Genomic DNA, 22,586 nt, shown 5'->3' with positions numbered 1-22,586 from the left:
TGCGCTGCGGATGTAAAAAAGGGACTGCCTGGCAGTCCCTCGGTTTCTGCGGGTGTCTCACACTTGTGCCGCAGGCTCGGAGGCGGGCTTTGCCTCATCGCCGGTCAGCGGCAGATTCCAGCTCATCGCATGCCAGGGGTGCTGCTCCTGCGTCACCCATTGCGCCACTTCTTCGGACGTGAAGGCCTTGCCCAGCACATCGCTGCGACCTTGTGCCAGCCATTGAGCGCGGCCCTGTGCATAGGCCTGGCCGAAAGCAAGCCAGCTGTCGAAGCATTGCTGGGCGCGCTGGGCGTTGAGCTGAAGGATATCCCAATGCAGGGCTTCGTCCGTCCATTCCAGCAGCCTGGCGCTGCGCACAAAAAAGGTCACGCGCGCGCAGGCAAACGCCATCGCGGCGCGCACGTCGTCGCTGCGCTGCAGGCGCTGCAGATCCAGCATGAACCAGCGCTGGCGAAGTGCATCGGGCAGTTGCTGGCGCACCTGTTCGTCGCTGAGGTCGGTGCGCAGGCCAAGATGGTGCAGGATCATGGGGCGCAGCTGCCTGGCCAGCGCTTCGTCAGCGCCATGCAGATCGCTGGCAAAGCCACCTTGCATGGCGTGGTAGGCCATGGGGTGGGCCAGGGCCAGGGCCCAGTTGCGCTCCGGACTGCCCGCCTGGTAGCTGATGATGTCGCCGCGTTGCTTGGCCTCCTTGAGGCGCTTGAAGCCGCCGCGCAGCACCCAGTAGATCAGGGCCACGATGAGCACAAAGATCGTCCATCCGCTCATGTGCGAACTCCTGGTCGACCGGGGCGCTTTCTGGCCATCAGCAAGCTCTGTTTCAGTGCGGCGGATTTGGGCATGCGTTCAATGACTTCGCTGTCCAGCGAATCCTTGCGTGCCGCCACCATCCACTGCATCAGTGGTGACTGCAGATTGAGCCGAGGCAGCAGGGCAGGGTGCTGCTGCATCAGCCACAGTTGCTCGTCGTCGGTCTGCAGCTCCTGCACCGAGCACCAGGGCGCCAGCTCGGGGCGGGCCTGCAGCAGCTCGGGTGGGCGGCGCACAATGCCCATGGACAGAGCGTCTTCGGGGACTTCGTCGTTGAGCGGCAGATGGTTGAGCAGAGTCACCACATCGGGCATATAGCGTGCAATCGGCGGTCGGTTCTGCTTGCCCTTGATCTGCTCGATCTGAAGCTTGCCGTCCTTTTGCACATAGGCATTGACGGTGATGCGGGGCTGGGCCGTGCCCGTGCGGTAGCTGAACAGCCGCATGCGCCCCGATTCGAGTCCCTCGGCGTAATGTTCTCCATAGCCGCCGCTGAAGGACTTGCGGTTGGCAAACTGGCCCACGCAGTGGCCCATCATCTGGCTTTCATAGGCCATTTCCTGGCGCATCTGCGCACTTGTGCCGTCAAACTCCACAAAGGTACCGTGCTGGCCACGCAGCAGCCCGCGCACGGCACTCTGGCTATGCTCAACCCGGCCGCTGTTCTGTTTTTTCTCGAAAGCCAGATGCTCCAGCGTCCAGCGCGCCAGCGCCTGTGGGCAGTTCACGCGCTGCAGCTTGCCTTCGAGAGAGGTGCCCTTGCGGGTGGAGAGAAATTCCACCAGCCGTGTCTCAAGCGCGAGCAGGGCGGCGCTGTCGGGCTGCACCCACCAGAGGTCGGGCAGCTCGAAGCCGGCCTGCCTGCGCGCCAGCCGCTCCAGCGCCCAGGCTGGCGGCTCCTGCCGACCCGCCAGCTCCTGCAACTGCCGGGCGTCGGCAATGCGCAGCACGGCAGGCTCGTCGGCCTGCAGATTGCCCACCACATGGCGGTAGAAATGGTTGCCCAGCCAGGCCGCGACGTCGGCTGCGTCGCCGCGCTCTGCGCTGCGCTCCTTGATGCGCTGCTTGATGGCCGGGGCGTTGACGACATCGCGTGCCTTGTAGGCACTGGCGGCAGCGGCTTTTTCGACGACCTGATTCACCAGAATTTCCACCATGGTTTGCGACCCGATGCTGCAGCGCCGGCCTGGGCGTCGCGCTCGGCCAGCTTGCGCTCGGCGCGCTCTATGCCGGACAGCGACATGCGCCGCTCATCCTCGTCGTCATCCTTGTCCAGATAGCTGTTGGCCTGCTTGTGCAGTGCCACGGATTCTTCCAGCAGCTCGGGGTAGGCTTCCAGCGCACAGGCCAGGCGGCGCAGCGGATAGCAGTCCTGCAGCGCAATGACTTCTTGCTGATGCATGCGCAGGCGCGGCAGCACCAGCTCGGGGCGTGTGCTGGAGAAAAAGTCCAGCATGGACATCAAGGACGCCAGGTAGTTGCGGCGCACGTCGCGCTGCTCGTCCTCATCCAGGTCGTGGAACCATTGGTCCAGACGCTCCATCCAGATGCTGATTTCGTCATCGCGGTTGAGCTTGTAGAGCGACAGGGCGACGGTGGAGAAATAACGCGTGGGCTCATGGCGGCTGTAGCCATGCTCCTGGGCGAAATGCCACAGGCGCTCGGCCTCGACCACGGTCTGCGCATCGTCGTCCTTGCCCACGGCGCACCACAGCAGGCCGTTGTGATGCTCGGCGAACGGGCTGCTGCCCAGTCCCTTGTGGTGCAGGTCGGCGGCCTCGTCGTAGCGGTCCATGAAGCGGTACTTGATGGCCAGGTTGTTGCAGAGCATGGAGTACACATGCAGGTCGCCATCCTTGAAGCGGCCCTGGCCAGTCGCCCAGAAATGCTCGAAGCGGGCGAGACCTTCCTCGTAGTAGCGCACGACCAGAGGCTCGCGCACCTCCTGCGCAGGCACTTTCTTCTTGCCACCCATCAGCGGTGCCAGATCGTCTGCATCGTCAAGGACCACGCCGGCGGCGTAGCACCAGTGCGCGCCATGGCCCTGAGGAAAAGGCCGAGCCAGCGCTTCTTCCAGCGGTAACGCGGCAAAGCGGGCAGCCCAGAGCGCGGGCAGCTTGTCGCTGTCGGCCATCTCGGGGTGCTGGCCCACGCCAATTTCCAGCAGCGGCAGAGCCTGCTCCATCTGGCGCTTGCGTGCCAGACGCAGGCCGTCGAGCAAGGCCAGCACCGGATGCGCCGGCTGGGCTGCGCGCACCATGTTCAGATAGAAATCCGCCGGGTGCAGGGGCCTCTCTTCCTGCGCGAGCAGCTGGCGCATGTCCTCGTCGGTCTGGCCAATGGCCAGAACCAGGGCCCAGGTGATGGCGTTTTCCGGGTCGTTGCTGAACTGTCTCTTGGCCAGCTCGAAGGCGGCTACGGCCGAGACGGGACGAGCGTGGAGCACGCTCTGAAGCGCCAGATCGGCGGCTTGCTTCAGGCGCCCGGTCTGCTCCAGCCAGCCCAGCCAGGAGGCGGTGAAGGGATCGCCCGAGTCATCCGTCAGTCCGAAGTGTCCCTGAGGGGCCAGCTGCAGCGCCGCCTCCAGCTGACCGGCCTGAGCGCAGGCCTGGGCCTGCAGCCGCACGATCTTGACCTGGCGATGCGCCTTGACGGCCTGCGATGGTGGCGGGTTCTCCAGACGGGCGAGCTGTTGCTCACAGGCCATGAGCAGGGCTGGCAGGCTTTGCGGGGCCAGCGGCAGCACATGGTCGGCCAGCGTCATCCAGCGGTCAAAGTCCACCTGCTGGTCGGGCGCGGCATCGCGCAGGAGATTGATGGCGTTCTGCACCAGGCTGGCGGCCTCGCTGGCGTGGCCGCTTTTCTGGGCCATTTCCGCCTTGCGAACGCAGAGGATGGCATCGAGATAGGCCGCATCTTCGGCCAGATCGGGGTTGCGACGCTCCTGTGCGCGTTGCAGCTCAAGGCCTGTGGCCGCAGCTTCCCAGGCCTGGAGCTGAGAGGCCATCCAGTGCCAGCCATGCCAGTAGTTGTCGCTGTCCACATCCTCGGGCAGCCGGGCAATGGCCTGTGCCGCTGCACCCAGCAGGGCTTGCGCGGAGGACTGGTCAAAGCCCATGCGGCTCTGGATGTCGCTGAGGCTCAGGCGCAGCGCAGCTTCTGCGGGGCTCAGTTCGTCGGCAGCGGCAAGGGCGGTGTCGCGATGCTGCTGCAGCAGCTTGTTGGCCGCTTCGGGCTGATCGAGGTAGAGCCAGAAGTCGTGAATGCGCTCGAGCTCCTGCACGGTGGCGGGGGCAAAGTTCTGCTGCCCCATCAATTCCACCGCCGCGGCGATGCGGTCCTGACGGCTGATGCTGCCGGGCTTGTCGTCGTTGTAGTCGTTCAGTAGCTCATGGGCTTGGTCCAGCAGGGCGTAGATGGAATCGCCCTGCAGTGCGGCAGTTTGGTTCATGGTGTCCAGAGTTCAATCCGAGGCAGCTTGGCCCCAATAGACCACCATCCTAGCGGCGGATTGAAGAGGCGTGTGCCATCCGGCAAGGCATCACCATTTGTTACAGAATTTATAACCAGTCATGAAAAAAGCCTGCCTTGGCATTGCCGGCAGGCTTTTGGTGGATGAGGCCAGGGACTGTCGGGCTGTCAATCCTTGACCAGTACTTCGCCGCGCAAGGTGTAAGCCTTGGCTTCGGTAATCTTCACATCCACCATCTGGCCGATCAAGCGCTCGTTGCCGGGGAAGTTGACCACGCGGTTGCAATAGGTGCGACCCATCAGCTCGCTGCCGTCGCGCTTGCTCACGCCTTCGACCAGCAGGCGTTGCACCGTGCCGACACGCTCTTCGCTGATCTCCTTGATGTTGGTGTTGATCACGGCTTGCAGCTCCTGCAGGCGGCGCAGCTTGACTTCGTGGGGCGTGTCGTCGTGCAGATTGGCCGCAGGCGTGCCGGGGCGGGGGCTGAAGATGAAGCTGAACGAGTTGTCGAAGCGCACGTCGTGGATGAGCTTCATCATCTTCTGGAAGTCTTCCTCGGTCTCGCCGGGGAAGCCCACGATGAAGTCGCTGCTCATGGCCAGATCGGGGCGGATGGCGCGCAGCTTGCGGATGGTGCTCTTGTATTCCATGGCCGTGTAGCCGCGCTTCATGGCCATGAGGATCTTGTCGCTGCCATGTTGCACGGGCAGGTGCAGGTGGCTGACCAGCTGCGGAATCTTGGCGTAGGCCTCGATCAGGCGCGGTGTGAACTCGTTGGGATGGCTGGTGGTGTAGCGGATGCGCTCGATGCCGGGAATCTCGGCCACATATTCCAGCAGCAGCGCGAAGTCGGCCATCTCGCTGCTGTCGCCCATCTTGCCCAGGTAGGCGTTGACGTTCTGGCCCAGCAGCGTGATTTCCTTCACTCCCTGCTCGGCCAGGCCCGCAACTTCCACCAGCACGTCCTCGAACGGGCGGCTGACTTCCTCGCCGCGCGTATAGGGCACGACGCAGTAGCTGCAATATTTGGAGCAGCCCTCCATGATGGAGACGAAGGCCGAAGCGCCTTCCACGCGTGCCGGTGGCAGGTGGTCGAACTTCTCGATTTCGGGGAAGGAGATATCGACCTGGGGCTTGGCCTTGGCCGCACGCTGATTGAGCAGCTCGGGCAGGCGGTGCAGGGTCTGGGGACCGAAGACCACATCCACAAACGGAGCGCGCTTGATGATCTCGGCACCCTCCTGGCTGGCCACGCAGCCGCCCACGCCGATCAGCACGCCTTTTTCCTTGAGGTGGCGGATGCGGCCCAGATCGCTGAATACTTTTTCCTGTGCCTTCTCACGCACCGAGCAGGTGTTGAACAGGATCAGATCGGCCTCGTCCACGTTCTGCGTGGGCTCGTAACCCTGGGCCGCGCCCAGTACATCGGCCATCTTGTCCGAGTCGTACTCGTTCATCTGGCAGCCAAAGGTTTTGATAAAGACTTTCTTGCTCATGAGGGCGCTCTTGTCAGGTGTTGTCGGGTGCGGGGCTTGCAGAGTCTGCAAGCGCGAAGTCATAGCGGCTGGCGCTCGCCATCACTGGGTTTGAACAGGTAAATGATTCGAAATGCTTGCAGAAAAGGCGCAAGCAGCTTTGAAATCAATAGCGGCCGGCGTTGGCCGGACTCAGCTGCCGAAAACGCGCTGCAGCAGGGTGCGCGGCTGGATCGGCTTGTATTTCTCGATTTCGGCAGGGGTCAGGATCCAGGCCGTGTGCAGGCCCTGGGTCTGCGGCTCGATCACATAGCCCACCAGCAGCTTCTGGCCTGCATAGTTGCTGGCAAAGACCAGGCTGCGTTCGCGGCTGAACAGGCGAAAGCCCGGCGTCGTGCGAATGGCCGTGCCGTTGATGGCCACTTCGGGGAAATTGGTGACCGTCAGCTCGCCGAACTGCGCCGTGGGCGGAAAGTTGCGTGTGTCGTCCGATGCCAGGCCCTGGGCCAGGGTCGGCAGGCTGGCGCTGGCGGCGGCAGCCAGCAGGGCGCAGCCCCAAAGGCGACGGCTGAAGCGGGTGGTGGTGCAGCGGTTCATGGTGTATATCCAGGGGCTGATCGTGGGGCGGTCAGAGCTGGAGTCATGGCCGCAATGCCGTGATTCTAGAGGCTGGCGCTTGGCAGCAGGGCTTGCTCAGGCTTTGCCGCCGGCGGCATAGAGAACCGCCCGGGGCGGGCGGCACAGCCCCCAGAAGCGCAGGCCCGTCAGCTCCGCCATGCGCACGCCCATGGAGGTGGGCGCGGAAATCGTGGCCAGCGCCGCGATGCCGACCTTGGCGCATTTGCGCACCAGTTCATGGCTGCCGCGGCTGGACAGCAGTACAAAGCCGGGTTCGCCGAGGCGGCCCGTGCGCGCCAGCCGGCCGACCAGCTTGTCCAGCGCATTGTGGCGGCCCACGTCCTCGAGCACGTCCGTGATGTCGCCCGCCAGCGTGGCCCAGCCTGCGGCATGGATGGCGCCGGCCTCGGCATTCAGAATCTGGTGTGGCGGCAGGGCGTCAATCGCCTTGAGCACGGTGGCTGCGTCGACCCGCTCCAGCCAGTCCTGGGGCGGCAGGGCGTCAAACGACAGGTCCAGCGCCGCAAAGCTCTCGACTCCACAGACGCCACAACCCGTGCGGCCCGTCATGCTGCGGCGTTTGTCCTTGAGCCGCGCAAAGCAGCGCGAGGCGATGTCGAGCTGCACTTCCATGCCGTCCATGCCTTCGGGCAGGCCGGCTGCCGCGGCAGACACGGGGCGGGCTTCGATGCCGTAGCAATCGGCAACGCTGTCCAGAATGCCCTCGGTCAGCGCAAAGCCGAGGGCAAAGTCTTCCACATCGGTGGGCGAACCCATCATCACCGCATGCGAGATGCCGTTGAAGACCAGCGCGATCGGCACCTCGGCCGCCAGCACGCGCTCCTGCCGCTCCTGCTGCCCGGCGTGGAAGAAGCTCACGGCATGGGTGTGCAGCGGTGCTATCGGCTGGGCAGGGATGGGGCAGGCGGACTCGGTCATGGGCTGATGATAGTCAGCAGGCGCATTCCTTGCCGGCAAGGGGCGGATGCGCTGCGCTCAGTCCAGCAGCGCCATTCCCTTGATCTGTGCATACACCGGCATGCCGGTCTTCAGCTGCAAGGCCTTGGCCGAGTGCTGGGTGATTCTGGCCAGCAGCCGGGTGTCGCCCGCCTGCAGCGAAACCATGACCTGCCCCGGCCCATCCTCGCGCAGGCCCAGCACCTGCACCGGCAGGATGTTGAGAATGCTGCTGCCCTCGGGCCTGAGCAGACTCAGGCTGACATCGCGCGCCTGCACGCGCAGCGGTACCTGGCTGCCCAATTCGCGCGGACGGGCCATGACGAGCTGGAGCCGGCCTCCGTCAAAGATCAGCGTGCTCAGATGGTCGGTAGCATCATGGTCATGCACCGTGGCATGGACCACGCTGGAGGCCACGTCGCCATGGGCCAGCGGCAGATCGAGGCTGGATAGCAACTCGGGGACGGAGCCCTGCGCCAGCACCTTGCCCGCACCAAGCAACACCATATGCTGGGCCAGGCGCGCAACCTCGTCCATGGAGTGGCTGACATAGATCACGGGAATCCGCAGATGCCGCTGCAGCTGCTCCAGATAGGGCAGGACTTCGGCCTTGCGCTGGGCGTCGAGCGCGGCCAGGGGCTCGTCCATGAGCAGCACTTCGGGGCTGGTGGCCAGCGCTCTTGCAATCGCCACGCGCTGGCGTTCGCCGCCCGACAGCGTGGCGGGCATGCGATCCATCAGATGGGCGATGCCCAGCAGCTCAACGGCCCGCTCCTTGGAGACCTTGCGGCGTTCCTGCGGCGTGCGCCTGAGACCGTAATCGATATTGCGCTGCACCGACAGATGCGCAAACAGGCTGGCTTCCTGGAACACATAGCCGAGTGCGCGCTGGTGCGTGGGAAGCCATTGCCGGCTGGCGTCGTCCTGCCATACGGTCTGGTTGACGGTGACGCGACCTTGCGCCCGCTCAAGCCCGGCGAGGCTGCGCAGACAGCTGGTCTTGCCGCAGCCCGAAGGCCCGAACAGGGCCGTGACCCCCTGGCCGGGTAGCTGCAGATCCACATCGAGTGCAAAGTCGGGCCGGCTCAGCCTGAGCTGCGCGGTGATGAAACTGGTGGCTGTCATGCGCGGCGCTCCGCTTTGGGTTGCAGCCAGTTCAAAGCCAGCAGCACGATGAAGGAGAACACCACCATGCCGGCCGCCAGCATATGGGCGTGGCCGTACTCCATGGCTTCCACATGGTCGTAAATCTGTACCGAGACCACGCGTGTCACGCCGGGGATATTGCCGCCCAGCATCAGCACCACGCCGAATTCGCCCACGGTGTGGGCAAAGGTCAGCACGGCAGCGGTGATGAAGCCGGGGCGCGCCAGCGGCAGGGCCACGGTCAGAAAGCGGTCCAGCGGACTGGCGCCGAGGCTGGCCGCAGCCTCCATGGGGCGCGAGCCCAGTGCCTCGAAGGCGCGCTGCAGCGGCTGCACGGTAAACGGCATCGAGTAGATCAGCGAGCCCACTACCAGACCGGCAAAGGTGAACGGCAGATTGCCCAGACCCATGGCCTGCGTGAGCTTGCCGATGGGGCCATTGGGGCCCATGGTGACCAGCAGATAAAAGCCGATGACGGTGGGCGGCAGCACCAGCGGCAGTGCCACCACGGCACCGATCGGGCCGCGCCAGCGCGAACGGGTATGGGCCAGCCACCAGGCCAGCGGCGTGCACAGCAGCATGAGCAGCACGGTAGTCACGCCCGCGAGCTTGAGCGTGAGCCAGATGGCTGCGTAGTCTTCGACATTCAGTTGCATGGAATCAAAAACAGGACTTGCGCAAACAAGCATGCACAACGGACATTTCTATCGGCAAAGCACCCTGTCCGATCCGAATTTGCGCAAGTCGTAAAAAAAGACCCTTGGAGCGCCCAGCTTAGCCGAGCAGCGCCAAGGGTAGAGCGGACTGGTTTGAGCGCCAGGACTTGCCGGTCAAGCGTCAGAAGCTATAGCCATAGGAGCGGATGATGTCATGTGCCTTGGGGCTGCGCAGGTACTTCATCAGAGCCGCAGCGGCTTCGTTGTCCTTGGCGCTGTTGAGCACAATGGCGTCCTGGCGGATGGGTTCATGCATATTGCCGGGCACCTGCCAGGCCGAACCCTCGCGGATCTTGCCGTTCTCCATGACCTGGGACAGCGCCACAAAACCCAGCTGCGCATTGCCGGTGGCAGCGAACTGGTAGGTCTGGGCGATGTTCTCGCCCATCACCACCTTGGGCTGCACCTGTGCGCTCAGGCCGAGCTTGTTCAGCACTTCCATGGCAGCTGTTCCGTAAGGAGCCAGCTTGGGGTTGGCGATCGCGATATGCTTGTAGTCGCCGCTCTTGAGCACATCGCCCTTGTCGTCCACATAGCCGGCCTTGGGGCTCCACAGCACCAGCGTACCGATGGCATAGGTAAAGCGCGAATCGGTCACGCCCTTGCCTTCCTTGGCCAGCTTCTCGGGTGTGGTGTCATCGGCGGCCAGCAGAATGCCGAAGGGCGCGCCGTTGTTGATCTGGGCGTAGAACTTGCCGGTGGCGCCAAACGACAGCTCGGCCTTGTGGCCGGTATCCTTCTCGAACTCGGCCGCAATCTTCTTCATGGGTGCGGTGAAGTTGGCTGCCACGGCGACCGCCACTTCAGCGGCCTGCGCCTGCGCAGACCACAGGCCCAGCACGACTGTGCCGATCACGGCCGAAGAGCGAGCCAGTTGAAAGGAAAAACCGGTGGAGCGGGCAGTGATCTGAGTCATTGAAATTTCGCTATTCATTAATGTAATAGCGAGTGTAGCGTGAATGAACAACTGAGGTCGAGCGGGGAAATTGGCTGTCAGGGCATGATGGCGGTCTATGTCAGACACAGAAAATTTCGAACAAGAACAATTGGATATGGCCGGCGACGAGGCTGTGCCGGGTGGCGCGCTGTCGTCCGACTCGGTTTCCCAGGCGCTGGGCTATGACATGGCCGACCGTCGCATTGCCATCCTGCGCGGGATTGCGCAAAGCGGCTCCATCTCTCAGGCAGCACGTGACGTGGGCGTGAGCTACAAGGCGGCCTGGCAGGCCATCGATACCCTGACCAATCTGGCTGGCGTGCCGCTGGTCGAGCGCAGTGTGGGCGGCGCCGGGGGCGGCGGCGCACAGATCACGCCGGCGGGCGAGGAGTTGCTGCATGCGGCCGAGGCCATGATGCACTTGCGCAGCGAGTTGCTGCAGCGCATGCAGGCCGGCACGCCAGGTGGCGGGCAACCCAATCTGGGCCTGATGACCAGCATGCGCAATCAGTGGCCTTGCAGTGTGCTCAAGGTCGAGTCCATAGGCGGGCAGATCCGTGTCTGGCTGCGTGCTGCAAGCGATGCAGGCTCGGACTGGACGATTGCCGCGCGCATCACGCCCGAAAGCTATGAGCTGCTGGGTCTGGCACCCGGTGTGCAGGTGCTGGCGCTGTGCAAGGCCACGGCCGTCAAGGTCTGGCTGGGGCAGGAGCGGCCTGCGGGGGCCGCGCAGCCCATCAATATCTGGCCTGCCGTGGTGCAGCGCGCGACCTATGGCGCGGCCACGGTGACGGAAGAGAGCCTGGCTTGCGACGAAGCCATCTGTCGTTTGAGCTGGGGTGCTCAGATCGTGGGCTTTGCGCCGGCCATGAGCGGGCTGGTGGCCAATGACAATGTCTGGCTGGAGGTGGCCGAGTCTGCGGTAGTCGTGGCGGTGGCCTCTCACTGAAACACGATTTGCGCAAATTCGGATCTGGCTTGGTGTTTTGTCGGCAGGCAGGCCTGTTGAGCATTCTTGTCTGCGTAAACCGAAAAAAGACCGCCGATCCTTTCAGACCGGCGGTCAAAGGGAGTTTTCGGGCAACCGGACTCCCACGTTGAACTGATATTTCCTAGTCCACTTTCAAGCCGATTTCCTTGATCAGCGGTGCGAAGCGGGCGCGTTCCTTGGCATGGTGGTCCACGAAGTCCTGGCGGCTCATGCGCGGCTCGGGCGTGGCGCCCAGACCCTGGATCACATCGACCACGCTCTTTTGCTCCAGTGCCTTGATCACGCTGGCGCGCACGGCATCCACCACGGGGGCGGGCGTGCCGGCCGGCGCGTAGACGCCGAACAGTGTGTCGGCATCGAAGCCCGGCAGGCCGCTTTCGGCCAGCGTGGGTACCTTGGGGTACAGAGGCGAGCGGTGCGGGCTGCCTATGGCCAGCAGCTTGAGCTTGCCGGCCTCGACCTGCTTGAGGCCCGGGCCCGGATCGAACCAGTATTGCAATTGACCGCTGAGCACATCGGTCAGGGCAGGACCGGCTCCCTTGTAGGGAATATGGCTGGCATCGACCTTGGCTGCGCGCTTGAACATTTCACCGGCCAGATGAGGCGAGCTGCCCGGGCCTGGCGAGCCGTAGGACAGCTTGCCAGGATTGGCCTGCAGGTGCTTGATGAAGTCCTGCACATTGCTCACGGGAAGACTGGGGTTGGTTTCCAGAAACACATGCACGCGTGCCACGGCCGCCACAGGGATCAGGTCTTTTTCGGGATTGAAAGGCAGCTTGCTGTAGATCAGCGGATTGATGCTGATGCCGCCGCCGCTGCTCAGCAGCAGCGTATAGCCGTCCTTGGCAGAGCGCACGGTTTCGCTGATACCGATATTGCCGTTGGCTCCGGGCTTGTTGTCCACCACCACGGACTGGCCCAGCACCTGGCTCATGGTGGGCGAGATAGCGCGCCCCATCACATCGGCCGCGCCGCCAGGAGCGAAGTTCACGATCAGGCGGATGGGACGATCCGGCCATGTCTGTGACTGGGCGGCCGGTGCCAGGCAAAGCGCCATGCCCAGGCTGGCCCAGCCTTTGGCGATCAGGGCGCGCAGCGGCCTGTGTGCAGAGGGGCGTTGAGTGATAGGGGTCTCCATAGGTGTTTTCCTGTTTGTCATTGATATCGATCAGTCCAGCTTGATGCCTGCGGTCTTGATGACCTCTCCCCAGCGCTTCTTCTCGGAGAGCCAGAACTCCCGCATCTGCTCGGGAGTGCTGGGCAGGGGCTCCAGGGCCAGGGCCTCGAAGCGGGCCTGCACGGACGGCGTCTTCAGGGTTTCCTGCAGCGTCCTGGACCATATCTGTATGGTGGCGTCATCCGTGCCCCTGGGAGCGACCAGGCCCTGCCAGGCGAAGGCCTCGAAGCCGGCCACGCCCTGCTCGATGAGCGTGGGCGTCTGGGGCAGGCTTTTGAGCCGCTGCGCGCTGGCCACGCCGATGGCACGGACCTTGCCGGCGTTGATGTGGGGCAGGCCTGCGGCACTGTCCACCAGCATGAAGGGAATCTGGCCTCCGATCACATCCAGCATGGCCGGGCCGGCGCCGCGATAGGGTGCGTGGGTCATCTTCGCGCCCATCTTCTGGGCCAGCAGTTCGGTGGCCAGATGGTGTGGGGTGCCCAGCCCGGGAGAGCCATAGCTGAGCCTGCTGGGGTTGGCCTTGGCCCAGGCCGCGAACTCCTGGAAGTTGCGCACCGGCAATTCGTTGTTGACGACCAGCAGCAGCGGAAAGCGTGCCAGCAGGCTGATGGGGACGAAGTCCTGCTCGGCGTTGTAGGCCAGCTTGGGGAACAGATGCGGGTTGGCGGCCAGGGTTGCGAAGTCGGCGGTGAAGACCAGGTTGCCATAGTCGCGTGAGCGCGCCGCATATTCTGCGGCGATGTTGGTGCCGGCGCCCGGCTTGTTGATCACCACGATGTTGCGATGGATAGGCTTGGCCCAGGCCTCGGCTACACCCCGAGCCACAGCATCCGAGCCGCCGCCTGCGGCAAAGCCGACCACCCATTCCATGGGCCTGCCGGACGCCTGCTGGGCGTGGGCCCTACCCAGCATGAGCTGTACACCGCAAGCAGCGCCGGCTTTGAGAAAGGTTCTGCGCATGTTGTCTCCTTGTTGTTGAATCCGTGGGCCCGGTCCCTGCTGTCTTTCTCTTTGTTTTTGCTGTTTTTCCCGAGCCTTTGATGCGTCTTCGCCGAGTCCTGGTTCTATGGCGTGCGCTGCTGCGTCATGCTGATGAGCCGGTGCAGGGTACGTGTCATGGGCGTGGCGATGCCATGCCGCTCGCCCGCGCGCACCACCGCGCCGTGGATGGAGTCGGTTTCGGTGGGGCGCCCCGCCAGCAGGTCCTGCAGCAGCGATGGCTGGTGTCCCATATGGTGGTTCAGGGCGTCCTCCACCGTGGCCTGGATACGGTGGGCGTCCACAGCGATACCGTTGGCCGCAGCCACGGCAACGACCTCGTCCAGGACTTCGCGGATCAGGCTGCGGCCCAGAGGGCTGGCCAGTCCGTCCACGGTCTGGCGCGTGATGCCGCACAGACCGTTGAAGGCAGCATTGAAGGCCAGCTTTTCCCAGATGGCGGTCTCGACCTCGGGATCGATCTCGCAATGCAGTCCGGCGCGGTTGAGGTCGTCGCCGAAGTCCTGGAAGCCGGCGTCCACCTGTCCGGTGCGCGGCATGAAGCGAATCTTGCCGCTGCCCAGCGAACTCACTTTTCCTGGAGCCAGCAACCGTGCCGGCCATGTCGTCACGCCCACGGCGATCTGCCGGGCATCGGCAAATCCATGCAGGGTCTCGATATGTCCTATGCCGTTTTGCAGGCTGAGCAGCAGGGTCCCAGGCCCTATCAGATGGGCAATGCTTTGCAGCGCGGCCTGGGTGTGGGCGGCCTTGGTGAAGATCAGCCAGCGCTTGGGCGGCTGCGTCAGCTCATGGGCCTGCAGGGCCTGAACGTCGGCGTGCAGCGGGCCCTGGTCGGTCTCGCAGTGCACGCCGTGCTCACGTATGGTCTGGAGCAACTGCGCGTTGACATCCACCAGCGTGACGGGGATGCCGGCCCGGGCCAGCCGCGTGCCGAACAGGGTGCCCATGGCCCCCGCTCCCAGGATGCCGACGGTGGCCGCTTGCGGCTCTTGTGTGTTGTGCATGTCTTGTCTCCGAGGGTGCGAGGCCGGGTCAGGCGACCTCGACCTCGACCAGCGTGGCGCGCGGGCTGCGCAGGGCGTCCCGCAGAACCTGGGGCAGCTGCGCTGCTTCGGTGACGCGCACGCCGTCGCAGCCCTGGCCCTTGGCCAGGGCCACGAAGTCGATGTCGGGCAGGTCCGTTCCCTCGACCTTCTCGCCCTCACGGTAGCCGAACACCCTGGAGAAATCCTGCAGGGCAGCGTAGCGGCGGTTCTTGACAATGATGTAGGTGACCGGCAGCCCCAGATGGGCTGCGCTCCACAGTGCCTGGATGGCGTACATGGCCGAGCCGTCGCCGATGACGCCTATGACCTTCTTGTCGGGCTTGGCCAGCGCGATGCCTACGGAAGCAGGCAGGCTGTGGCCCAGTCCGCCGCTGCACATGGTGAAGAAGGTCTCGGCAGCGTAGATGGGCAGGTGGGCCTGGATGATGGAGCGCGAGCCAGGTGCCTCCTCGACGATGATGCTGTCACGCGATCGCACCTGGGCCAGTGTGTGCATGAGGAAGGCATCGCTCATCAGCTTGCCCGGCTCAGGTGCCGCCGGGGCGGGTATGGCAGGCCGGGGCTGGAGCGCAGGGCGCGGACCTGCCAGGGGGCGGGCCAGCAGTTCCTGCACGCCCATGCGGATATTGCCCACGGCCGCGTCGCCCACGGGGGCCCAGGCGGCGATGGCAGGGTCCTCGATGAGCTGGAACAGCTGCGTGCCTTCGGCGATGAAGGGGCCGTGGCCTTCGACGTGGTAGGTGAAGGCTGGTGCGCCGATGACGAAGACCACGTCATGGCCCGAGAGCCTGTCCACGATGCGCTCGCGCATGGCCGGCAGGAAGCCGCCGAACAGCGCATGGTCCTCGGGGAAGCCGCAGCGCCCGCTCATGGGCGCCACATAGACGCGCGCCTGGTGGCGTTCGGCCAGGGCCTGGACGGCTTCGAAGGCCTGGCTGCGGTCCACGGCCGCTCCGACCACGAAGGCCGGTGCGCGCGCCCCCTCCAGCGCCTGGCCTATGCTGTCCAGCAGGCGCGGGTCGGGTCGGGTTTCGAAGCCGACTTTGCGCAGTGTGATGGGCTCGCAGGGCACATCCCAGTCATCGGCGGGAATGGAGACGAAGACCGGGCCGCGCGGCTCCTGCATGGCGATGTAGTAGGCGCGCGCCAGGGCCTGGGGCACGTCCTCGGCGCGTGCGGGCTCGCAGCTCCACTTCACATAGGGCTTGGGCAGCTCGGCGGCCTGGTTGGAGTGCAGGAAGGGGTCGAACTGCAGCAGCGAGCGCGTCTGCTGGCCGGCCGTGATGACCATGGGCGTGCGGTTCTTGAAGGCCGTGAAGATATTGGCCATGGCGTGGCCCACGCCGGCGGCCGAGTGCAGGTTCACGAAGCTGGCGTTGCGCGTGGCCTGGGCATAGCCGTCTGCCATGCCCACGACCACGGTCTCCTGCAGGCCGAGGATGTATGAGAAGTCCTCGGGATAGTCGCGAAACAGGGGCAGCTCGGTGGAGCCCGGGTTGCCGAAGATGCGTGTCATGCCCAGCTCGCGCAGCATGTTGATGACGGCATGGCGTACGGTGAAGACTTCGGCGGTCTGGGCATTGGGGGCGGTGTTGGCGGGCAAAAAATTCTCCTTGGATCGGGCTGGCACTGGGCCTTGGCACTGTTGGCATCAATCCTGCCTTTGGAGATAATTTCCAGCAATTGAATAATTCATCTAAGAGATATTCGTTTAATGGATATATCAGGTCTGGATCTCAATCTGTTGCGTGTTTTCGATGCGGTGTTCCGCCACGGCAGCGTCAGCCGCGCTTCGCAGGAGCTGGGTCTTTCCCAGCCCGCAGCCAGTCAGGCGGTGACGCGGCTGCGCCATTTGCTGGGCGATCCGCTGTTTGAACGCATGCATGGGGGAGTGCGCCCCACGCCGCGTGCCGAGCGGCTGGCTCAGGCGGTAAGAACTGCACTGGCAACGCTGGAGGTGGCTTTGGCAGAGGCACACAGTTTTGATCCCTTGCAGGCGAATCAGTGCTTTCGCATTCACCTCAGCGACATCGGCGAGGCGCGCTTCTTGCCACCACTGATGCAGGCCTTGAGAGGCCGGGCGCCCCATGTGCAGCTGGAAACCCTGCCCATGCCCATGGGCGAGATTGCCGATGCACTGGATCGCGGTTCGCTGGATATCGCCATCGGCTTTCTGCCTGGTGTGACGGGCACGCAGCAGAAGGTGCTGCTGTCCGATCACTACGCCCTGTTGCTGCGTCAGGGGCATCCGGTGCTCAAGGATTTGAAGACCGAGAGGCTGAGTGCTGAACATTTGCGCGGGCTCGACTATGTGGCGGTGCGCTCGCATTCCGAGACGCTGCGCATTCTGCGCAAACTCGATTTGCAGGATCAGGTGCGGCTGTCGGCGGCCCACTTCATGGCCGTGCCTTCCATCGTGCATCAGACGGATCTGGCCGTCATCATGCCCGCCGAGATTGCCGAGACCTTTGAAGCACAGGGCGGATATGTGGTGCTGCAGGCCGATCTGCCAGAGAGTGCTTTCGATGTCTCTCTGCACTGGAGCTGGCGCTTTGCGCAGGAGCCCGCGAACCAGTGGCTGCGGGAATTGGTCAGCGAAGTGTTCGGGCAGCGCAGATAAGGTGCTCAGCCCTACACATGCCCACTTCGTGTGGCCGCTGACCCTGCGCCGGGCTCCCACGTGAGGGGCCCCGGCGGCAATAAAAAAGCGCCAGGCTTTAAGGCTCTGGCGCTTGATGGATCTGCAATGGCAGCTATCTTTAATGAAGCTCCTTGCCCTTGAGTTCGGGAATCAGAAAGACCGTGGCCAGCATGTCCAGCACATAGATGGCGGCCAGCAGGGCAATGGCCACCTGGAAGGAGTAGGCCATGGCCAGCGCACCGATGACGACCGGGCCCAGGCCGCCGACGGCGCGACCGATGTTGAACAGCACGTTCTGAGCCGTGGCGCGGGCCTCGGTGGGATAGGCTTCGCTGATGACGGCGCCATAGCCGCCCATCATGCCATTGACGCACAGACCCATGATGGCTCCCACCCACAGCATGGCCGTGGCATCGGTGAGTTGGGAATAGGCCAGCACCGAGATCACGGAGCCGACCTGGAAGATCAGGAAAGTGGGCTTGCGGCCGATGCGGTCGGCCAACTGGCCGAAGACCCAGATACCCAGCGACATGCCGACGATGGTGACGGCCGTCCACACCGACGACTTGGTCAGGCTGAAGCCCATCTGCTTGGACAGAAAGCTGGGCATCCAGATCATGATGCCGTAGTAGCCGAAGTTCTGCACCGAGGTCAGCACGATCACGCCCAGGCTGATCTTGCGCGTGGCCTTGTCCTTCATCAGCAGCTTCAGGCATTGCATGGCCGAGGGCTGCTCTTTCTTGCTGCGTGCCACGAACACTTCGGGCTCATGCAGCTTGTTGCGGATGACCCAGGCCACGACAGCAGGAATCACGCCGACCAGAAACATGCCGCGCCAGCCGATGGAGGGCAGCAGCAGCGGGGTCAGCATGGCTGCGCCCAGCACGCCGAGCTGCCAGCCCAGGGCCACATAGGACGAGACGCGTGCGCGATGGCGTGCGGGCCAGGCCTCGGCGGCCAGTGCCATGCCGATGCCGAACTCTCCCCCCAGGCCGATACCGGCGATGGTGCGGTAGATCAGCAAGTCCCAGTAGCCTTGTGCAAATGCGCATAGACCGGTAAAGACGGCAAACAGCACGATCGTCCAGGTCAGCACGCGGATGCGGCCGTATTTGTCGCTGAGCATGCCGAAGACGATGCCGCCGAAGACGGCGCCGATCAAGGTCCAGGTCACGAGAGAGCCGGCCTGGCCGGGCGTGAGGTTCAGGTCCTTGGAGATGGCCGAGAGCATGAAGCCAAGAATCAGCAGGTCAAAGCCGTCCATGGCGTAGCCGACGGCCGAGCCCATGAGTGCTTTCCAGCTGTATCCGTTGACTTCTGTTGGAGCGGCGGGCGCGGCTATGCCTGCCACGGCGCCTGTGGTTTGTGTGGTCACGGGAGAGTCCTTGAGCGAAGACGGACTTTGGGTGCCTGCAGGCCGGCTTTTGCAGAAAAAAGCAGGTCCTCGCTGGGCGCAAGACCAGCGCGCGGGCACGCAGCGTGCGTGCAGCATCCTTGAGGTGCAACGGGCACGAAAAAGTCCTTGAAGGGGAGGTTTGAGCGGCTGGAGCATGGCGGCGCGGACTGCGTTGATTTCTGCGGGGCAGGAAGGGCAGTGCGGCGCAATGTCGCCTCTGTAAAAAGCGAAAAGCCCCAGTTGCGTGAGCAACTGGGGCATGGATTTGGTGGTCGTAGCGGGACTCGAACCTGCGACATCAGCATTATGAATGCTGCGCTCTAACCAACTGAGCTATACGACCGACAGCCCGCAATTGTATAGGAAGAAATGGCCTTGGCAGCCAAGTTGGGAATTTTTGTGCGCAGACTGCAGCGAGCGTTGCGACAAAGAAAAAACCGCAGTGCTTTTGCAAACACTGCGGTTTCCTGTCTGGTGGTCGTAGCGGGACTCGAACCTGCGACATCAGCATTATGAATGCTGCGCTCTAACCAACTGAGCTATACGACCGAAGACAGCAATTATATGCAAAAAAATAGCTGCTTCAAGCGGTTTGCTGAAATTTCTTGCGAAAAATCTGGTGCCTACTGATGGGTGAAGTTGGCGGGGCGCTTGTTCACAAACGCGTCCATGCCTTCCTTCTGGTCCTGGGTGGCAAACAGGGCATGGAACAGGCGGCGCTCGAACATCACGCCATCGGAGAGGCCGCTTTCGAACGCACGGTTCACGGACTCCTTGGCAGCCATCACGGCCAGCTGAGAGAAGCCGCTGATGATGATGGCGGCGCCCAGCGCCTCTTCCATGAGCTTGTCAAAAGGCACGACGCGGCTGACCAGACCGGCGCGCTCGGCCTCGCTGGCATCCATCATGCGGGCGGTCAGAGCCATGTCCATGGCCTTGGATTTGCCCACGGCGCGAGGCAGGCGCTGCGTGCCGCCGGCACCAGGGATCACGCCCAGCTTGATCTCGGGCTGGCCGAACTTGGCGTTATCGGCAGCGATGATGAAGTCGCACATCATCGCCAGCTCGCAGCCGCCGCCCAGGGCAAAGCCGCTGACGGCGGCAATCACGGGCTTGCGGATGCTGCGAATGGTTTCCCAGTTGCGCGTGATGTAGTCGCCGCCATAGGCGTCGGCAAAGCTGTACTTGGCCATGGCACCGATGTCGGCACCAGCGGCAAAGGCACGTTCGCTGCCGGTGATGATCATGCAGCCAATGCTTTTGTCGGCATCGAACTTCCTGAGCGCATCACCGAGTTCGTCCATGAGCTGGTCGTTCAGGGCGTTGAGCTGCTTGGGACGGTTCAGCGTGATGACGCCGACTTTTTCCGCTTCCACGCGGACTTCGATGGTTTCGTAGGCCAAGTTTGTCTCCTGCTAAAGAATGAATGGCTGCTGCCAAGAATAACCGCTGAGTCTGGCTGCCGGCTGTCGCACAGCAGCGCCACTTTGGGGTCGGGCTCAGGCCGCAATGCCCGTCAGCCAGCGCTCTGCGGCGGCCTTGTCGCTGATTTCGAGCCCCAGATTGCTGATGGGGCTGGCGCTATCTGCATCCTCGCTGGCGGCTTTGGCGAGCAGGCCGCCCGTGTTCAGCGTCAGCTGCAGAATCTGCTGGTCGCGTGCTACCCAGGCCGTGAGCTGATTGGAGCCGGCCGCGTACAGCTGCACATCGTCCAGTTTGCTGATGCGCCAGCGCTGACCATAGGCCTCGACGGCCAGCCATTCGTCTCCAGCCATCATGCCTGCCTGCTCGGCAGCGCCGCCGCGCAGCACGGTCTTGATCTGCACGCTATGATTTTCCTGGACACGCAGACCCAGTTTCTGCGCCAGCTGTGCGGGCTCGGCCTTGCTATTGATGCCATGCCGGGCCAGCAGCTCGCGCAGCGGCAGGTCCTCGGTGGAATGCACCCAGGTTTGCAGCTGTCCGGCAATCTCGGGGTTGCCCACTTTGCTGACCACGGCCAGCACATCGGCTTCGCTGATGGGGCCGCCTTCACTGCAGCGCCACAGGCTGCGCATCACATCGTCCAGGCTGCCCGTACCGTTGGCGCGCAGGGCCAGATCCAGGCACAGCGCAACCAGCGAGCCCTTGGTGTAGTAGCTGACCGTGTGATTGGCAGTGTTCTCGTCCTGGCGGTAGTACTTGACCCAGGCGTCGAAGCTGGACTCGGCCACGGACTGCACCAGACGGCCCGGCGTCTGCAGCACCTGGTTGATGGTGCGCGTGACGAGCTTGAGGTACTGGCTGTTGTCCAGCAATCCGGCGCGGCGCAGGAACAGATCGTCGTAGTAGCTGGTAAAGCCTTCAAAGAACCACAACAGCTCGGTGTAGTTCTCCTGCTCGTAGTCGTAGCGGGCCAGTTCGGCCGGGCGCAGGCGCTTGACGTTCCAGGTGTGGAAGTACTCGTGGCTGATCAGGCCCAGCAGGGTGTTGTAGCCCTCGCCGGCCTTGGCCTCTGCCTTGCGCGGCAGATCGCGGCGGCCGCAGATCAGTGCCGTGCTGTTGCGGTGCTCGAGGCCGCCATAGTTGTCATCGACCACATTGAGCATGAAGACATAGCGATCCATGGGCGGCTGGCTGCCGTCGGCATGCCAGAAGGCGATCTCGGCCTCGCAGATCTTTTGCGTATCGGCGAGCAGGCGCTCGCCATCAAAGCTGGGCGCGGCACCGGCCACCACGAATTCGTGGAGCACGCCTCCGGCTACAAAGCTGCCACGCCAGAAGCGCCCCATCTCCACGGGGCAGTCCACCAGCTCGTCGTAATGGGCAGCCGTGTAGAGGCCGAAGCCGTTGGCATCGACTTGCGCGGGCGTGAGGCCGGTGGCCACCTGCCAGTCCTGCGTGGCGGGGCTGCCGAGCAGCTCCAGCGCATGGGGGCGGTCCTCCTGACCATGCACGCGCAGGCACAGGCTGGTGCCGTTGAAGAAACCACGCCGGCGATCCAGCCAGGCCGTGCGCACCGAAGTGTCATAGGCGCAAATCTGATAGCTGATAACGCATGCTGATCCTGCGTTGCAGGCAATTTCCCATTGATTCTTGCTGAGCTGTTGCACGGTCACGGGCTCACCGTTCTGCGTGGCCTTCAAGCCCTGCAGATTCTTGGAAAACTCGCGCACCAGATAGCTGCCAGGAATCCACACCGGCAGCGACAGCAGCTGCTGCGCCGCAGGCCGGGCGATATGCAGCTGCACATCGAAAAGATGGGCGTCCACCGCGCTGGCCTGCACGGCGAAGCGGATGTCGGGGCGAATGCCGGATGCGTTGAGAACAGAGGTCATGGCAGCTCCAGAAATGCGGGCCGGAGCATGCGAACCTAGCGCAGCGCGCCTGAAACTGCATCAGGTGTGCGCTGCTCCGGCAATGAGACAGAGATTACTTGGCGGCGGCCAGGTGCTTTTCGACCTCGGCAGCCGAGATGGCGCCGGGCACACGAACATTGTTGGAGAAGATCACGGTGGGGGTGCCGGTGATCTTGTACTTGCGGCCGAAAGCCAGATTGCGCTGGATGGCGGCAGGGTCACACTGGGCGGCAGCGGCATTCTTGCTGTTCAGCATCTGATCCTGCCAGGCCTTGGCCTGATCCTTGGCGCACCAGATATTGCGCGACTTTTCGGCCGAGTCCGGGCTCAGGATGGGGTAGAGGAAGAGGTAGATGGTGACGTTGTCCACGCTCTGCAGGTCTTTCTCAAAGCGCTTGCAGTAGCCGCAGTTCGGGTCTTCAAACACGGCCATCTTGCGCTCGCCCTTGCCATGCACGATGGTGATGGCGTCCTTGATGGGCAACTGCTTGAAGTCCACGGCCGTGAGCTGGGTCATGCGATCTTCGGTCAGGTTGCGGCGCGCCTTGGTGTCGATCAGCTCGCCCTGAATCAGATAGTTGCCCTTGGCATCGGTGTAGAAAATGTCCGTGCCCACGCGGACCTCGTACAGGCCGCTCATGGGGGTGGAGCGCACCTCGTCGATTTTTTCGAGCTGGGGAATGCGCTCGGTCAGCGTCTTCTTGAGGTTGGCGTCCTGGGCGTGCACGCTCAGGCCGAAGGTCAGGCTGGCGGTGGCCAGCAGGCAGGCAGCAAGTTTCATGGAAGATGTCGTGCGCTGCAGTGCGCTGCAGCGTGGAAAGAATGAGTTCGGCTGCCATCCACTATGCATGGACGGCA

Annotated in this window: 19 protein-coding genes and 2 tRNA genes; 2 read left to right on the top strand and 19 right to left on the bottom strand. The window is 63.8% G+C overall.

The genetic code is table 11. From position 1 onward, the window contains the following. Nucleotides 1–57: 57 nt before the first annotated feature. The 9 genes from F0P97_RS23525 to modA form a co-directional block, all read right to left on the bottom strand. Nucleotides 58–771 carry a DUF1266 domain-containing protein gene (locus F0P97_RS23525; RefSeq protein WP_182284539.1) on the bottom strand — a complete coding sequence of 238 codons (714 nt, stop codon included), beginning with the start codon at nucleotides 769–771 and terminating at the stop codon, nucleotides 58–60. Then, nucleotides 768–1,970: a hypothetical protein gene (locus tag F0P97_RS23520; RefSeq protein ID WP_182284538.1), complete on the bottom strand. Its 1,203-nt coding sequence runs from the start codon at nucleotides 1,968–1,970 to the stop codon at nucleotides 768–770. Before F0P97_RS23520 ends, F0P97_RS23525 begins: the two co-directional genes overlap by 4 nt. Beyond that, entirely contained in the window at nucleotides 1,952–4,264 is a 2,313-nt protein-coding gene (locus F0P97_RS23515) for a hypothetical protein (protein WP_182284537.1), read from the bottom strand. The genes F0P97_RS23520 and F0P97_RS23515 overlap by 19 nt, the downstream gene beginning before the upstream one ends. A gap of 188 nt (nucleotides 4,265–4,452) precedes the next feature. Further along, a complete protein-coding gene (gene miaB / locus F0P97_RS23510; RefSeq protein ID WP_003071003.1) occupies nucleotides 4,453–5,781 on the bottom strand; it encodes a tRNA (N6-isopentenyl adenosine(37)-C2)-methylthiotransferase MiaB in 1,329 nt (442 codons plus the stop codon). Nucleotides 5,782–5,952: 171 nt separating this feature from the next. Then, nucleotides 5,953–6,357, bottom strand: a complete 405-nt coding sequence (locus tag F0P97_RS23505) for a hypothetical protein (RefSeq protein ID WP_182284536.1) — start codon at nucleotides 6,355–6,357, stop codon at nucleotides 5,953–5,955. A gap of 96 nt (nucleotides 6,358–6,453) precedes the next feature. Further along, a complete protein-coding gene (gene fdhD, locus F0P97_RS23500) occupies nucleotides 6,454–7,317 on the bottom strand; it encodes a formate dehydrogenase accessory sulfurtransferase FdhD (RefSeq protein ID WP_182284535.1) in 864 nt (287 codons plus the stop codon). Nucleotides 7,318–7,374: 57 nt separating this feature from the next. Further along, nucleotides 7,375–8,460, bottom strand: a complete 1,086-nt coding sequence (gene modC, locus F0P97_RS23495; RefSeq protein WP_182284534.1) for a molybdenum ABC transporter ATP-binding protein — start codon at nucleotides 8,458–8,460, stop codon at nucleotides 7,375–7,377. After that, a complete protein-coding gene (gene modB / locus F0P97_RS23490) occupies nucleotides 8,457–9,137 on the bottom strand; it encodes a molybdate ABC transporter permease subunit (RefSeq protein WP_182284533.1) in 681 nt (226 codons plus the stop codon). The genes modC and modB overlap by 4 nt, the downstream gene beginning before the upstream one ends. Before the next feature lie 181 nt (nucleotides 9,138–9,318). Then, nucleotides 9,319–10,113, bottom strand: coding sequence for a molybdate ABC transporter substrate-binding protein (modA, locus tag F0P97_RS23485; protein WP_182284532.1), 795 nt, complete (start codon nucleotides 10,111–10,113; stop codon nucleotides 9,319–9,321). A gap of 97 nt (nucleotides 10,114–10,210) precedes the next feature. Between modA and F0P97_RS23480 the strand changes: the two genes are divergently transcribed. Next, a complete protein-coding gene (locus tag F0P97_RS23480) occupies nucleotides 10,211–11,083 on the top strand; it encodes a TOBE domain-containing protein (protein WP_232538036.1) in 873 nt (290 codons plus the stop codon). 163 nt (nucleotides 11,084–11,246) lie between these two features. On the opposite strand, the gene F0P97_RS23475 is transcribed toward F0P97_RS23480, so the two are convergent. The 4 genes from F0P97_RS23475 to mdlC form a co-directional block, all read right to left on the bottom strand. Next, the gene (locus tag F0P97_RS23475) at nucleotides 11,247–12,263 is read right to left on the bottom strand and encodes a Bug family tripartite tricarboxylate transporter substrate binding protein (protein ID WP_182284531.1); all 1,017 of its coding nucleotides are present in this window, start codon (nucleotides 12,261–12,263) and stop codon (nucleotides 11,247–11,249) included. A gap of 30 nt (nucleotides 12,264–12,293) precedes the next feature. Beyond that, entirely contained in the window at nucleotides 12,294–13,265 is a 972-nt protein-coding gene (locus F0P97_RS23470) for a Bug family tripartite tricarboxylate transporter substrate binding protein (protein WP_182284530.1), read from the bottom strand. 104 nt (nucleotides 13,266–13,369) lie between these two features. Continuing rightward, nucleotides 13,370–14,311, bottom strand: a complete 942-nt coding sequence (locus F0P97_RS23465; protein WP_182284529.1) for a ketopantoate reductase family protein — start codon at nucleotides 14,309–14,311, stop codon at nucleotides 13,370–13,372. Nucleotides 14,312–14,339: 28 nt separating this feature from the next. Continuing rightward, nucleotides 14,340–15,956: a benzoylformate decarboxylase gene (gene mdlC / locus F0P97_RS23460; RefSeq protein ID WP_182284528.1), complete on the bottom strand. Its 1,617-nt coding sequence runs from the start codon at nucleotides 15,954–15,956 to the stop codon at nucleotides 14,340–14,342. Nucleotides 15,957–16,067: 111 nt separating this feature from the next. Here mdlC and F0P97_RS23455 point away from each other — a divergent pair, with 111 nt between their 5' ends. Further along, nucleotides 16,068–16,973 carry a LysR family transcriptional regulator gene (locus F0P97_RS23455; protein ID WP_182284527.1) on the top strand — a complete coding sequence of 302 codons (906 nt, stop codon included), beginning with the start codon at nucleotides 16,068–16,070 and terminating at the stop codon, nucleotides 16,971–16,973. Between the two features lie 139 nt (nucleotides 16,974–17,112). Here F0P97_RS23455 and F0P97_RS23450 read toward each other — a convergent pair whose 3' ends face one another. From F0P97_RS23450 to F0P97_RS23425, 6 genes are all read right to left on the bottom strand, one after another. Then, the gene (locus F0P97_RS23450; RefSeq protein ID WP_182287301.1) at nucleotides 17,113–18,282 is read right to left on the bottom strand and encodes an MFS transporter; all 1,170 of its coding nucleotides are present in this window, start codon (nucleotides 18,280–18,282) and stop codon (nucleotides 17,113–17,115) included. Nucleotides 18,283–18,656: 374 nt separating this feature from the next. Further along, nucleotides 18,657–18,733 (bottom strand) — tRNA-Met (locus F0P97_RS23445). A 129-nt stretch (nucleotides 18,734–18,862) separates the two neighbouring features. Further along, nucleotides 18,863–18,939 (bottom strand) — tRNA-Met (locus F0P97_RS23440). Between the two features lie 74 nt (nucleotides 18,940–19,013). After that, nucleotides 19,014–19,793 carry an enoyl-CoA hydratase gene (locus tag F0P97_RS23435; protein ID WP_179626843.1) on the bottom strand — a complete coding sequence of 260 codons (780 nt, stop codon included), beginning with the start codon at nucleotides 19,791–19,793 and terminating at the stop codon, nucleotides 19,014–19,016. Nucleotides 19,794–19,889: 96 nt separating this feature from the next. Continuing rightward, nucleotides 19,890–21,707, bottom strand: a complete 1,818-nt coding sequence (locus F0P97_RS23430; RefSeq protein WP_182284526.1) for a M61 family metallopeptidase — start codon at nucleotides 21,705–21,707, stop codon at nucleotides 19,890–19,892. 94 nt (nucleotides 21,708–21,801) lie between these two features. After that, nucleotides 21,802–22,509, bottom strand: a complete 708-nt coding sequence (locus F0P97_RS23425; protein WP_182284525.1) for a DsbC family protein — start codon at nucleotides 22,507–22,509, stop codon at nucleotides 21,802–21,804. Nucleotides 22,510–22,586: the final 77 nt, after the last annotated feature.

Source organism: Comamonas testosteroni (genome assembly GCF_014076415.1).
GTDB classification, from domain to species: Bacteria; Pseudomonadota; Gammaproteobacteria; order Burkholderiales; family Burkholderiaceae_C; genus Comamonas; species Comamonas testosteroni_F.
This window is presented reverse-complemented; position numbering and strand designations above follow the sequence as displayed.